The sequence below is a fragment of the Alteribacillus iranensis genome, from assembly GCF_900113025.1.
In the GTDB taxonomy this organism is placed as follows: Bacteria; Bacillota; Bacilli; order Bacillales; family Marinococcaceae; genus Alteribacillus_A; species Alteribacillus_A iranensis.
Map to the genome: position 1 here is coordinate 1 of NZ_FONT01000003.1, position 13,014 is coordinate 13,014.

Here is a 13,014-nt window from a genome sequence, read left to right on the forward strand (position 1 = left end):
ATTATACTGAAAGCGGCGATTTTTTTGTGTTTTTGATATAAAAAAAGAATGTTGAAGTTTTTTTCATCCCTTATTTTTGGTTGGCGATCAGGTGAGACGCCTGCGGGAAAAGCAAGAGCTGAAGATCCACCGACGGCGGTCTTCCGTCGGTTAGCTGAAGCCTTGCCCGCGGCAAGCGAACCTGAAGAGCCATTTATACGAAAGGGGAGAATTTCATTTTAACAACGAAGCTTACAGAATTGAAAAAAGGGCTGTCAAAAGGTCATTTTTTATGACCTTTTGATACAGCCCTTCTTAGTTTACTCCCTCCCAACAGTGGTATAGGACAAAGGGAGGTCGATAGACAGTATGAATGTGAAGCAACGTTTAAAACCACATCTCGTCTTTATCATTTCCGCGATTATAATATTTAGTGTTGTTTTATGGGGCTTAATAGCTTCCGAGCAAATGACTAGCACTATGACTTGGGTTATGGATCAAATGATCATTAATTTCGGCTGGTTTTATGTCATTTCAACTGCTTTATTTGTTGGATATTGCTTATACTTAGGTTTCGGTCCCTTTCGAAGAATGAAACTTGGTAAAAAAGAGGACAAACCAGAATATTCATTTCTAACTTGGCTTGGTATGTTGTTTGCAGCGGGAATGGGTGTGGGACTAGTATTTTGGGGAGTCGGCGAACCGTTATCTCATTACGTGTCTCCTCCACCAGGAGTAGAATCTGAAACACAAGAGGCGGCTGAAAAAGGATTGTTGTTTGGCGTGTTCCATTGGGGCATTCATCCATGGGCAGTATATGCTATCGTAGCCTTAGGGCTGGCTTTTGCAAAGTATCGTAAGGATTTACCTGGCCTTATTAGTTCCTCTTTTTACCCTCTTATTGGAGATCGCATTAATAAATGGCCAGGACGTGTAATCGATATTGTGGTTATTGTGGCTACCACAGTAGGAATCGCAACTTCCTTAGGATTAAGTACATTACAGGTACAAAGTGGGTTATCTCAAGTCTTCGGGCTCAGTGGCGGAGTCGTTACACAACTAGTTATCATAGGTACTGTGACAATTATTTTCTTAACCTCTGCTGTTACGGGATTAGACAAAGGGATGAAGTACTTAAGTATATCTAACCTCGGACTAGCGGGGATATTGTTAGTGTTAGCTATTATACTTGGACCAACTGTTTTTATTTTAGAGCATTTTTCGAAAACATTAGGAGAATATGTTTCTAGTTTTATTTCACTAAGTTTTAATACGACTCCCTATACAAACAATCAATGGATGGGCGACTGGACTATGTTTTATTGGGCGTGGGTCATCTCATGGAGTCCGTTTGTTGGTACGTTTATAGCAAGAGTGTCTAGAGGTCGTTCTCTGCAGGAATTTGTCATTGGAGTGTTATTCGTGCCCACGTTGGTTACCGTTTTGTGGTTTGTTACTTTTGGAGGAATGGGATTACAACTAGAAATGTACACGGACGCAAATATTGCAAGCTCAGTACTGCAAACACCTGAGATAGGCTTTTTTCTAGTTTTGGAACAACTCCCAGGAGGATTCCTTTTTAACCTCGCGGCACTCCTTTTGATAGGAATATTTTTTATCACATCTGCCAACTCAGCAACTTATGTACTTGGAGTTTTTTCATCCGCAGGGGATATGGAGCCTAAGAATCGAACGTTGATTATTTGGGGATTACTCATCTCTTCAATTGCAGCTGTTTTACTAACAGGCGGGGGGATTAAAGGACTTCAGGCTACCGCTACTATTACTGCTTTCCCTTTTACTATTATTATGCTTGTATTAATGAGGGCGATTTTTAAGTCCTTAAAAACAGAAGGGAAAGTGAAAAAGAAGGTAAAAGAAGAGGAAGACTGGTAAAAGCGGAGTGTTCTCTAATGAAAACACTCCGCTTTTTGCCTAGGCATCTATATTTTTTCCCATCCTCTTCCTCTATACTTTCTTGTGAAGTTGTTTCACAATCTCTCGTTCTTTAGAGGGCGGGTGCAGAAACAAGGCTATAATCAATGCTACAAAAGCCAGTAAAGTACTGCCCATAAATGCCCATTTGTAACCAGAAATCTCTGCAAGCAGTTGAAAGTTTTCTTCAGGGACTGCAGTTGTAGGAGCAAACCGTTGAGTCCCTAATGCTACCAATGTTACTAAAATGGCAGTCCCTATCGATGCTGAAATTTGTTGCAATGTGTTAGCTAGAGCTGATCCGTGAGCATACCATTTTGGAGGCAGCTGGTTTAAGGCAGAAGTCATCACCGGCATCAAAGCAAAGGAAAGTCCGAACATCCGGATTGCGTATATAATGGTTAAATAAGTGAAAGTCGTTTCTAATGAAATGCGTGTGAACATAAAGGTAGTAATCGTTACTACGGTAAGTCCTATAATAGCAAGCCACTTGGCCCCAAATCTATCAAATAGTCTCCCTGTGATTGGTGACATGGCTCCAATTACAATAGCTCCAGGGAGAAGCATTAAACCTGATTCTAATGGGGAAAAGTGGAGAACATTTTGCATAAATAAAGGAAGCAATGTTTCTGCTCCAATAAGTGAAACTAAAACAGCCATTGTTATGGCAATAGACATAGTGAACATTGGGAACTTGAAGACACGGAACTCCAACATAGGAGTGTCTAAAGAAAATTGTCTCCAAACAAAAAGGCTAATTACGATAGCTCCTGTTGCTATACTTGCTATAACGATAGGGCTGTTCCATCCTTTTTCTGAGAGCACACTGAAGCCGTATAGAAAGGAACCAAATCCCAACGTAGAAAGAATAATAGATAAGACATCTATTTTTGGCTTGCGGAGTTCGGTAACATTTCTTAAAAACAAATAGGCCACCAATATAGTTATGACTACAACCGGAAGTACCGTAATAAATAGAGATCTCCAAGTGAAATGTGCGAGAAGCCAGCCGGATAAAGTAGGGCCGATCGCTGGACCAAAAGCAATGACTATTCCGATCATGCCCATAGCTGTTCCTCGACGTTCCACGGAGATAACAGCAAGCAAAACGGTCATAAGTAACGGAAGCATGATGCCAGATCCAGTTGCTTGTACGACTCGACCTAGCAATAGAACGGTGAAAGTCGGAGCTAATGCTGCAATCGCGGTGCCCATTCCGAATAAACCTATTGCTGTCAGGAATAATTGTCGCGTGGAAAATCGTTCAATTAAAAAAGCGGATATAGGAATCATAATCCCATTTACCATTAAAAAAGCAGTGGTTAACCATTGGACCTCACTTTGACTGATAGAGAATGCTTTCTGTATGGAGGGTAATGCTGTAGCTAAAAGAGTTTCATTGATAATTCCCATAAAAGCCCCTGTCAATAACGCTGCAATCATTGCCCCTTTTTGTCTAGGAGGCAGGCCCCACGAGGAAGAATGTGTATCGTCAGTCATGTTATTTCCCCTTTTCAAAATTAAGACATAGAAAACCCTGAAAACGTATCGTTTTCAGGGTAGAAAATCGTAAATAATAAAAAACAAAATTAACGAGAGTAGTACTCAACAATGAGCGCCTCGGAAATTTCGGAAGGAAGTTCGGACCGCTCAGGATAACGATTGTATGTTCCTTCCATCTTGTCTTCATCAAACGTCACATACTCTGGTACGAAATTATTTACCTCTAGTGCCTCTTTTACTGCAGTTAGGTTACGAGACTTCTCACGGAGACCAATTGTTTGGTTTGGCTTCACGCGATAAGAAGGAATGTCAACTCTTCCACCGTCCACTGTGACGTGGCCGTGAGTAACAAGCTGACGCGCCGCACGACGAGTGCGAGCGAGACCGAGACGGTAAACGATATTATCCAGGCGAGACTCCAAGAGAATCATGAAGTTTTCACCGTGAACTCCTTGCATTTTACCTGCTTCTTCGAAAGTACGGCGGAATTGACGTTCATTCAATCCATACATATAACGAAGTTTTTGCTTTTCTTGAAGCTGAAGACCGTACTCTGAAAGTTTTCTTCTTTGTGTTGGTCCGTGCTCTCCTGGTGCATAAGGGCGTTTTTCTAGTTCTTTCCCTGTCCCGCTCAGGGAGATTCCATAACGACGGGATTTTTTCCAAGATGGTCCTGTATAGCGTGCCATACAAGTGCCTCCTTTTATATTAAAAGTAGTTGGAAAAAGAACAACAATGACAATCTCTTAACATGCTCATTTCGTTTTCATGTATCTTCGCCTCGACAGCTAGAGGTTACGTGATACACCTTCTGTCTATCATTCAGCCGCGGACAGAAGGAACAAAATGAAAAGGGTGTACACATTAAGTTTGTCCAGGCTGTCTTTTTACACAAAGTACATTATAAACGAGTTGCATGAACAAAGTCAATGTAAATATAGCGAGAGGACATACTAAGGAAAATAACTGCAATTTGAAAATCATTTGCAATGAAATTAGTTAGACTACGTATGAACATTTATGTCTCTAAAACAGTACCTTATAAAAATTCTATTAATGTAGCGACATATTTTTCCAGGAACTTTTCATCTTCCTCTGTGAATCGATGATAAGAAGGACTGTCAATGTCCAAAACACCAAGAAGGTGAGTTCCTTTTATAAGAGGTATGACTATTTCTGACCGGCTAGCTGCATCACATGCAATATGACCAGGAAATTGGTGAACGTCATTGACTCTAATTGTTTTTCTTTCATCGGCAGCTGTGCCACAAACTCCTTTTTTTAGAGGAATCCTCACGCATGCTGGAAGCCCTTGGAACGGTCCAAGTGTCAGCTCTTGTTCTCCGTCGTTATATAAGTAAAAGCCAGTCCAATTCACGTCTGTCAAATATTGGTGCAACAGCGCTGAAGCGTTAGCTAAGTTAGCTACTTGATTATTCTCTCCTTTTAAAAGGGCGGTTAATTGAGTGAGTACTGCTTCATTGTTTTCTTTTGTATTACCGGTATATGCGGATTGTTCAAACACTATATCTCCTCCCTTTGCATACCACCTAGTATAGCATCCGTCCCTCTATGAAAATAGCAGGAGGCGAAAAAATAGAGAAAGTGTCGATAACTTCTGGCAGGAAAACCCTTGTTATAAAAGGAAAATAGTTAAATAATGAGTCCTCAATTACTGGAACTGGAAAGGGAGGGGTAAGATGTCCGTTGCTGAAAGTATGAGAGAGAAGTTGTTGGATGCGGCTACCATACTATTTACAAATAAAGGATTTAATGGGACGTCAGTGAGAGAAATTGCTTCAAAAGCAGGAGGAAATGTCTCTCTCATTTCCTATTATTTCGGTGGAAAACAAGGTTTGTTAGAAGCTCTAATGATTGATTACTTAGAGGGGTACTTAGATGTACTAGAAGCAGAAGTAAAAGAAAAGAATGACAGTGCTTTTGAAAAGATTATGAATATGGCGGAGAAAAGCTTGCATTATATGAAAGATAACCATTTACGAGCACGCTTTGTATTGCGAGAAATGACGCTCGATTCCATGTTGATTCGCGAAATAACGAGTACTTATTTAATGAAAGAAAAACATTTATATTCTATTATTTTAAAAAAGGGGATGCAGGAGGGGGTGTTTCATAAGCTTCCTCTCAGTTGGACTATTATGCAATTTCGCGGGATGGTAATGATGCCGTTTCTCCATCACCAATATGTTAGAGAAGTGTTTCAATTGCACCCCCAAGAATCCCATTTTATTTCTGTTTATAAAAAAGAATTACGAACCTGGGCTTCTAAAACTCTTCTTCGCCAAAAAGAAGAACTTGAGAAGGCTTTTCCGCTCATCGCAGAGATTCGTGAATACGGTGCGGTCAAACCTTAAATAGTAATCATTTGATTCAATCCTTGCATCATATCTTTTGCTTGGTGTGCATCCGAACCGTAAACGAGAGGGATGCCTCTTTTTTTTGCCTCTAATGCAATATAGTCGGAAGGATAGGGTTCGCCACAAAGCGGCTTTGCAGTACCCGCTCCATTGTAATCTAATTCCATTCCTTCTGTTTTAACAGCATCTAATACGTGAATGGCTTGTTTTTTTATGTCTAAGTCACCATATTTTTTATAGAACTTACGAACAAGTGTCATGTGTCCAATCCGGTTTGGTTTAAAGTCACCCAGGTCACTATGGATCGATAATAGAAGCGTATCGAAATAAAGTTGAACAACCTTTTCTACCGAGCCTGTTTCGGAAACTAGTTCCTGAAAAGAAGTTGGGCTGTAATCGAGACAGATATATTGTTGGTTTGCTTTTAAGAAGTGTACGGACAAAATGCTATCATCCAGCAATGGGCCATATTCGTTAAGAAATGATCGTACTTCTTTTTCAAACCCTTCAATGTAATCTACTTCCAGTCCTGTTAATATGGTTATATCGTTTTTATAGTAATTTTTTAACCGTTCTATCTCATTGAAATAGTTATTGATCTCTGATAACGGCATAGAGCTGTCTTGATTAGGGACGGGGTCTGTAAATCCAGATGGAAGCGGGGCGTGCTCTGTAAAGGTAATTGTCGTTACGTTCTCTTCGATTGCCCGTTCTATATACTTTTTAAATGTATCAGAGGATCCATGAGGACAGTAGGGAGTATGTATATGCCCATCCTTTTTTATTCTCATCCTTCAAACTCCTTTCTAAGGGAAAAGGTAAAATTTCATTTTTTTAACCATTTATCTACATAACAAGCATTTCCATGTTATCATAAAGTAAGAAATTGAGATATATGACGTAAAATCACAGAATTTAACCTTACATAAGCAGGATTATTGCTACAAAACTCGAAAATACACGTATTCACCTTTATTAGGATGAAGAATGGCTGGAAAACAGGAGTGAAGACTCATGATGGTATACATTGTTATTGCAGCAGCTGTCATTATTGCTGCGGTTATTATTTATGGAGCTGTTTTCCGACGAAAAATATATAAAGATGTTGACCTATTGGAAAAGCGGAAAACAATGATTGCAAATGAACCGGTAGCTGAAGAAATAAGCAAGGTCAAAGGACTCATTATGTCAGGGGAGACGGAGGAGAAATTTGAAGAGTGGCGCTCTGAATGGGAGGAAATCCTAGGAGTTCATCTTCCAGATATTGATGAAGCTCTTTTTGACATAGAAGAATTAGCGAATAAATATCGTTTTCAAAAAGCAAAAGAGTTCATTAACGGGGTCAATTACCAGTTAGATGACATAGATAAAATGGTGAAGACCATTTTCGCTGAAGTGGAAGAACTAGTAAACAGCGAAGAAGAGAGTCGAGAAGGAATATCTGAATTGAGAGAAAGATATGACACCATGCAAAAGTTCATTTCTCAAAATTGGCGTTCATTGGGAGAAACAGCTAACATTTTTGAGGGGCGCTTGCGGGAATTTAAAGAAACATTTGCCCAATTCGATTCTGAAACAGAAGCGGGCAATTACATAAAAGCAAGTCATATCATAAAGGAATTAAGTAACGCGGTTAGTGAGGAAGAAAAAAGATTAAAACAAGTACCTATCCTGCTTGTTGAGGTGGACTCTAACTTGCCGAAAGAGATAGAAGAAGTAGAGATGGGTATGTCAGAAATGGAGACAGATGGTTATCGTCTTGACCATTTTGATTTCCACCATCAATTAAAGGAAGTAAAGAAGGAGCTTCCTGAATTAAAGAAACATATCTATCAACTGGAATTAGAAAGAGTGGAAGACCGCACGAAAGAAATAAAAGCGTATTTGGAGCATATTTATATTTCTCTCGAGCAAGAGGCAGAAGCCAGACTGTTTGTGGAAGAAAAGACAGGACTCGTTAGAGAAAGTCTTGATCGTCTAGAGGACCAGCTTGATGAATTAGCTTCAGAACGTGAAAAGGTCGAAGTCAGTTATCGGATTCCGGATGAAGAAAATAAACGTCAACTAGAAACAGCGGCTGGGATAGAAGAGCAAGTGAAGAAGTGGCATGTGTTTGAAGACGCGGCAATTCATCAGAAACTTTCCTTTCTCGGAATGAAAGAGAGTTTAGAAGAGCTAGAGAAAGCTGTCAAATCATTGCAGAAAGACATGCAGCAATCGAAGGAAAAACTTTATATGTTGAGAAAAGATGAATTGAAAGCAATGGAAACGTTGAAGAAGCAACGTCGTCAACTTTTGCAGGATAAGTTAAGCCTGCAAAAATCATTTCTTCCTAAGGTCCCTTCTAGTTTGCTAAATGAACTGGATGCAGCCGAAGAGAGGTTAGAAGCAGCGAAAGAAGCTATTGAGGAAGTACCGGTCGAGATGGGAAAAGTTTCGGCATTATCAGAAGAAGCGGAACAATACGTTACGAAAGTTCACCAACAAATCCAAGCTACCATGAGACAGGCCAAGCTGGCGGAACGAGCGATCCAATATGGGAATAAATACCGACGAAACTCAGAAACAGTTAACAAAGCTTTGCTTCAGGCTGAAGAGCATTTTCGTAAAGGATATTATGATGAGGCAGTGAACGTTGCTCTTCAGGCTATTGAAGAAAAAGAGCCTAATGCAGTAGGGAAGATCAGTGGGGAATAGGACAGATTGCAGCCGGATTAAAGGAGTCATGTATGATGAAGAACATATTCATCCTTATATTATCAGCAGTGCTATGTCTGTCTGTGTGGTTAGTTGTTTTTATATCAATCCCTTGGAATCAACCGGAGAAACATACGTATGATCAACAATCAATAGAAGAGTTAGCGTCGGAGTTAGATAAATCTTTAGGAGTAGATACATTGCAAGAACCGAGTGATACGGAGGTTTGCTGCGAGGGAGAAACAGAGGATGACGTGTCATACGCATCTGATACCGAAGTAGAGAAAGACCATTTAATAGATAACGAATACCCCTCCACAGCCATTTATGTTGCTCCTGAAGATGGAAGCATCTCACTTGAAGAGTTAATGGATAGTATGGAGTAATAGAAACAGCTGCACCTTATAGGGAGAGGGGCAGCTTTTTTCTATGCTAGTTTTTACATTTTTTTCTCCGTATATTTGTGATAAGATTAACTGTTGCATCAACCTATTTTAGTGGACAGAGAGTAATTCACCAAAGTGAAAAGAGGAAGAGCAAATGGTTTATTTAGATAATAGTGCTACAACGAAACCGTGGCCTGCTGTTATGAAGTCATATGAACAAGCTGCCGTATCTTATTTTGGGAACCCATCCTCCTTACATAGGTTAGGTTCTGATGCGGAGACTTTATTGAAGAAAGCAAGAGAATCCTTGGCTTCACTTCTGCAGGTGAAATCTGAGGAATTAATTTTCACTTCTGGGGGTACAGAAGGAAACAATTTAGCTATTAAAGGAATTGCACTTCAGCACCAAAACAGAGGGAAGCATATTATAACATCATCAGTAGAACACCCATCTGTCAAAGAAGCTTTTTCAGATTTGCAAGCGTTCGGCTTTGAAGTAACATATGTGCCTGTAGATAAAGAAGGAAAAGTACATCCAGATGAAGTGGAAAAAGCAATACGACAAGACACCATTCTCGTCTCCATTATTCATGTGAATAATGAAATGGGCACTATTCAGCCTATCGAAGAAATCGGCAATAGACTAAAAAAATACCCTAAATTATATTTTCATACTGATCATGTGCAAGGGGCAGGGCTGCTCCCGTTAAACTTTCAAGATTGTTACGTAGATATGGCTACTATATCTGGACATAAATTCCATGGACTGAAGGGGACAGGTCTTTTATACAAAAGAGAAGGAGTCGTTTTGTCTCCACTTTTTCACGGCGGAGGTCAAGAGCAAGAGTTACGGCCAGGAACAGAAAATGTACCCGGTGTCGTAGCGATGGCAAAAGCTCTTAGATTAACTCGTGAACAACTCCAATCAAACAGCAATCGTTTAGTCACAATGAAGGATTATTTAATGGACTCCCTTCTGAATCTAGAAGAAGCTAAAGTTAATACACCGATCGAATCATCAGCGATGCATATTGTAAATGTGTCTTTCCCTGGTATGAAGCCCGAAGTAATCGTCCAGTCCTTAACGAAACGAGGTTTTCATATATCCACAAAGTCAGCCTGTTCTTCTAAGTTAGAAGAGCCAAGTGAAGTTATACAGGCTGCCGGGTTAGGATTAGAAAGAGCAAAAAGTGCGGTCAGGATAAGCCTGTCTATAGACACAGAAGAGCAAGATGTTAAGGAGTTTGTAGACCAATTGAAAGAAACGTTGACTGAAATGAATAAAGTGTTAGGAGCGAAACGTTCATGAGATATGACCATATTTTAGTACGCTACGGTGAACTCGCTTTGAAAGGGAAAAATCGAAACGATTTTGAAAAGAGGCTAAGGCGTAATATTCAGCATGCATTACGAAGCCATTCTTCCTGTAAGGTAAAAAGGACGTATGGGAGAATGGTAATTGAGCTTCGCGGTGAGGAACCAGGGCCTGTCATGGAGAAAATTAAGCCGATATTTGGAATTTCTTCTTTTAGCTTGGCAATGAAGTCGCCAAACGAGTTTGATGAGATAAAAGAGACGGCGTTACAAGCATTTGAACAGACCGAGGGCAGAAAAGATACGTTTAAAGTGAGCGCTAGGCGTTCATACAAGTCGTTTCCCGTACGGTCCCAGGATTTGAATAAAGAAATAGGCGCCCACATATTGAGAAACACGGAAGATGTCCGTGTTGATGTGCATCATCCCGATGTGGAAGTTACTGTGGAAGTAAGAGAGCAGGGTACGTATATAACGTGTGGGCGTACACAAGGAGCCGGAGGGCTTCCCGTTGGTACAGCAGGGAAAGTTGCATTAATGTTATCTGGAGGAATTGATAGCCCTGTAGCTGGATATTTAGCAATGAAGAGGGGAGCAGAAATAGAAGCAGTGCACTTTCATAGTCCTCCCTTCACGAATGAACGGGCCAGGAAAAAAGTAGAAGACTTGACGAAGGTACTGACTCGATTTGGTGGCCCTATTACATTGCATGTTGTCCCTTTTACAGAATTACAGCAAGCCATACACAAAGAAATCCCCTCTAATTATGCGATGACTATTATGCGGAGAATGATGCTTCGGATTACAGAGCGACTGGCTCAAGCTAGGCACATGAAAGCGATTGTGAATGGTGAGAGCCTGGGACAAGTGGCATCTCAGACGTTAGAGAGCATGTATACGATAAATGAAGTAACTAACACACCTATTTTACGTCCGCTAGTAACGATGGATAAACAGGAAGTGGTTGATATTTCGAAAGGTATCGAAACGTATTCTATCTCTATTCTCCCATATGAAGATTGTTGTACTATCTTCTTACCGGATGATTCAGTCACAAAACCACGCAGAGATAAGGCGGCTTACTTTGAGGAAGGATTCGATTTTGAACCATTGATAAAGGATGCTATCAACAGAGTGGAAACGGTAAAAATGGAAGAGAAGGCTGCGATTGAAGAAGAAATGGATGACCTTTTATGAGGATAGCACGGAAAAGTTGGTGAAAGAGTGGGCACATTATGGTTTAACGGAAAAATTTACACGATGAGAAAAGAAGGAGAGCATGTCGAGGCTGTTTACACGGAAAATGGGCATGTGGTGGAGGCAGGAAGTAAAGAAGATTTGGAGGACAAACATACAAGAATAGAAAAATACGAGGATCTTCAAGGAAACACTATGTTTCCAGGCTTTGTTGACAGTCATCTTCACATGGTTGCCCTTGGCGAAACGATGCTTCGTCTGGATTTATCTTCAGCGACTTCTGCTCAGGAGATGAAAGAGATGTTACGTCGGGAAGCTGCTTCATTAACTCCGGGACAGTGGTTGGTTGGTGAAGGGTGGAATGAAAATAATTTCTCAGATCAACGAATTTTGATGAAAGAAGAATTAGATGACATCGCCCCTGAAAACCCAGTATTTCTTACAAGGATTTGTCGTCATGCTGCCTTAGCTAACTCCGTTTCTCTTCGCATGGCGGGAATTGACAGAAATACACGGGATCCCGATGGGGGAGTGATTGTCAGAAAACCATCTGGAGAAGAGACAGGTTATTTGCTGGACCAAGCGTGCGACATGGTTAAAAAAGTCCAGCCACAAGTTAGCAGCAATGAGTTACGAGCCGCATTAAAGAAAGCTGTGCAGCTCATGCTTAAGAAAGGGCTAACAGGAGGGCACACAGAAGACTTAAATTATTACGAGAGCTTTCGCCAGACGTTTAGTGTGTTTCAGGACGTCTTAAAGGAAGAAGAGATTAAATTCCGAGCTAATTTGCTTGTCCATCACGAAGTGTTAGAGGATATGCTGGAGCTGGGTTTTACGTATGGAGATGTCAATGAGAATATATCTTTCGGAGCGATGAAAATTTTCGCGGATGGAGCACTTGGGGGAAGAACGGCATTATTACGAGAACCGTATTGTGACATGAGACATACATCTGGTGTAGCCATTCAGACTCGGGAAGAACTCTTTGCTCTCGTCAAAAAAGCACGTGACGCTCAAATGCCTGTGGCTATCCATGCAATTGGTGATTTAGCATTAGAATATGCAATCGAAGCCTTGGAGCTGCATCCTTCAGAGGGAAAAAGAGATAGAATTATCCATGCGCAAATAACGCCCCCTGATTTGATTGAGAGGTTAGCGCGTCTTCCGGTCGTGTTAGATTTGCAGCCCGGTTTCGTTCTATCGGACTTTCCTTGGGTAAATGAAAGACTAGGTAATACACGCCTACAGACATCGTTTGCATGGAAAACTTTGTTACATAGTGAGGTTTCATGTGCAGGCAGCTCTGATGCGCCAATTGAGCCGGTCGACCCCCTTATAGGGATTGATGCGGCAGTCAATAGAAAGCACCCTAGTGATCAACATAGAGGTTATTTGCCAGAACAAAAGCTTACACCATTTGAAGCAGTCTCCTTATATACGACGGGCAGTGCGAAAGCGATTGGTAAAGAAAACGTATTTGGCAAAATATCACCTGGCTTCAAAGCTGATTTTACCATTTTAGATAAAGATTTATTGACCATTGCTCCTGAAGACATTCATAGTGTGAGGGTGACAGGAACAGTAGTGAACGCAGAGTTTCAATTCAAAAGTGAAGAGTAGTCGTA

General features: G+C 40.8%; 11 protein-coding genes. 7 read left to right on the plus strand and 4 right to left on the minus strand.

Going from position 1 to position 13,014, the window contains the following annotated elements; genetic code table 11:
• Positions 1–348: 348 nt before the first annotated feature.
• The gene (locus tag BM095_RS07740; protein ID WP_091659891.1) at positions 349–1,875 is read left to right on the plus strand and encodes a BCCT family transporter; all 1,527 of its coding nucleotides are present in this window, start codon (positions 349–351) and stop codon (positions 1,873–1,875) included.
• A 72-nt stretch (positions 1,876–1,947) separates the two neighbouring features.
• Here BM095_RS07740 and BM095_RS07745 read toward each other — a convergent pair whose 3' ends face one another.
• From BM095_RS07745 to BM095_RS07755, 3 genes are all read right to left on the minus strand, one after another.
• Complete coding sequence (locus BM095_RS07745) at positions 1,948–3,414, minus strand: MDR family MFS transporter (protein ID WP_091659894.1); 1,467 nt, start codon at positions 3,412–3,414, stop codon at positions 1,948–1,950.
• An 89-nt stretch (positions 3,415–3,503) separates the two neighbouring features.
• A complete protein-coding gene (gene rpsD / locus BM095_RS07750; RefSeq protein WP_091659897.1) occupies positions 3,504–4,106 on the minus strand; it encodes a 30S ribosomal protein S4 in 603 nt (200 codons plus the stop codon).
• A 350-nt stretch (positions 4,107–4,456) separates the two neighbouring features.
• A complete protein-coding gene (locus BM095_RS07755) occupies positions 4,457–4,942 on the minus strand; it encodes a GAF domain-containing protein (RefSeq protein WP_091659899.1) in 486 nt (161 codons plus the stop codon).
• Positions 4,943–5,117: 175 nt separating this feature from the next.
• Between BM095_RS07755 and refZ the strand changes: the two genes are divergently transcribed.
• The gene (refZ, locus tag BM095_RS07760; protein WP_091659902.1) at positions 5,118–5,792 is read left to right on the plus strand and encodes a forespore capture DNA-binding protein RefZ; all 675 of its coding nucleotides are present in this window, start codon (positions 5,118–5,120) and stop codon (positions 5,790–5,792) included.
• Here refZ and hisJ read toward each other — a convergent pair.
• A complete protein-coding gene (hisJ, locus tag BM095_RS07765) occupies positions 5,789–6,586 on the minus strand; it encodes a histidinol-phosphatase HisJ (protein WP_177194749.1) in 798 nt (265 codons plus the stop codon). The genes refZ and hisJ overlap by 4 nt on opposite strands.
• A 223-nt stretch (positions 6,587–6,809) precedes the next feature.
• Between hisJ and BM095_RS07770 the strand changes: the two genes are divergently transcribed.
• The 5 genes from BM095_RS07770 to BM095_RS07790 all read left to right on the plus strand — a co-directional run bounded on the left by BM095_RS07770 (position 6,810) and on the right by BM095_RS07790 (position 13,009).
• The gene (locus tag BM095_RS07770) at positions 6,810–8,492 is read left to right on the plus strand and encodes a septation ring formation regulator EzrA (RefSeq protein WP_091659905.1); all 1,683 of its coding nucleotides are present in this window, start codon (positions 6,810–6,812) and stop codon (positions 8,490–8,492) included.
• A 35-nt stretch (positions 8,493–8,527) separates the two neighbouring features.
• Positions 8,528–8,878, plus strand: coding sequence for a hypothetical protein (locus BM095_RS07775; protein ID WP_091659907.1), 351 nt, complete (start codon positions 8,528–8,530; stop codon positions 8,876–8,878).
• Positions 8,879–9,032: 154 nt separating this feature from the next.
• Entirely contained in the window at positions 9,033–10,187 is a 1,155-nt protein-coding gene (locus BM095_RS07780) for a cysteine desulfurase family protein (RefSeq protein ID WP_091659910.1), read from the plus strand.
• Positions 10,184–11,389, plus strand: a complete 1,206-nt coding sequence (thiI, locus tag BM095_RS07785; RefSeq protein ID WP_091659912.1) for a tRNA uracil 4-sulfurtransferase ThiI — start codon at positions 10,184–10,186, stop codon at positions 11,387–11,389. The genes BM095_RS07780 and thiI overlap by 4 nt, the downstream gene beginning before the upstream one ends.
• 27 nt (positions 11,390–11,416) lie before the next feature.
• The gene (locus BM095_RS07790) at positions 11,417–13,009 is read left to right on the plus strand and encodes an amidohydrolase (RefSeq protein ID WP_091659915.1); all 1,593 of its coding nucleotides are present in this window, start codon (positions 11,417–11,419) and stop codon (positions 13,007–13,009) included.
• Positions 13,010–13,014 lie beyond the last annotated feature (5 nt).

Coding starts and splice junctions, on each gene's coding strand:
- BM095_RS07780 (WP_091659910.1), top strand. CDS start 9,033: ATGGTTTATTTAGATAATAGTGCTACAACGAAACCGTGGCCTGCTGTT.
- BM095_RS07745 (WP_091659894.1), bottom strand. CDS start 3,414: ATGACTGACGATACACATTCTTCCTCGTGGGGCCTGCCTCCTAGACAA.
- BM095_RS07775 (WP_091659907.1), top strand. CDS start 8,528: ATGAAGAACATATTCATCCTTATATTATCAGCAGTGCTATGTCTGTCT.
- refZ (WP_091659902.1), top strand. CDS start 5,118: ATGTCCGTTGCTGAAAGTATGAGAGAGAAGTTGTTGGATGCGGCTACC.
- BM095_RS07740 (WP_091659891.1), top strand. CDS start 349: ATGAATGTGAAGCAACGTTTAAAACCACATCTCGTCTTTATCATTTCC.
- hisJ (WP_177194749.1), bottom strand. CDS start 6,586: ATGAGAATAAAAAAGGATGGGCATATACATACTCCCTACTGTCCTCAT.
- thiI (WP_091659912.1), top strand. CDS start 10,184: ATGAGATATGACCATATTTTAGTACGCTACGGTGAACTCGCTTTGAAA.
- BM095_RS07770 (WP_091659905.1), top strand. CDS start 6,810: ATGATGGTATACATTGTTATTGCAGCAGCTGTCATTATTGCTGCGGTT.
- rpsD (WP_091659897.1), bottom strand. CDS start 4,106: ATGGCACGCTATACAGGACCATCTTGGAAAAAATCCCGTCGTTATGGA.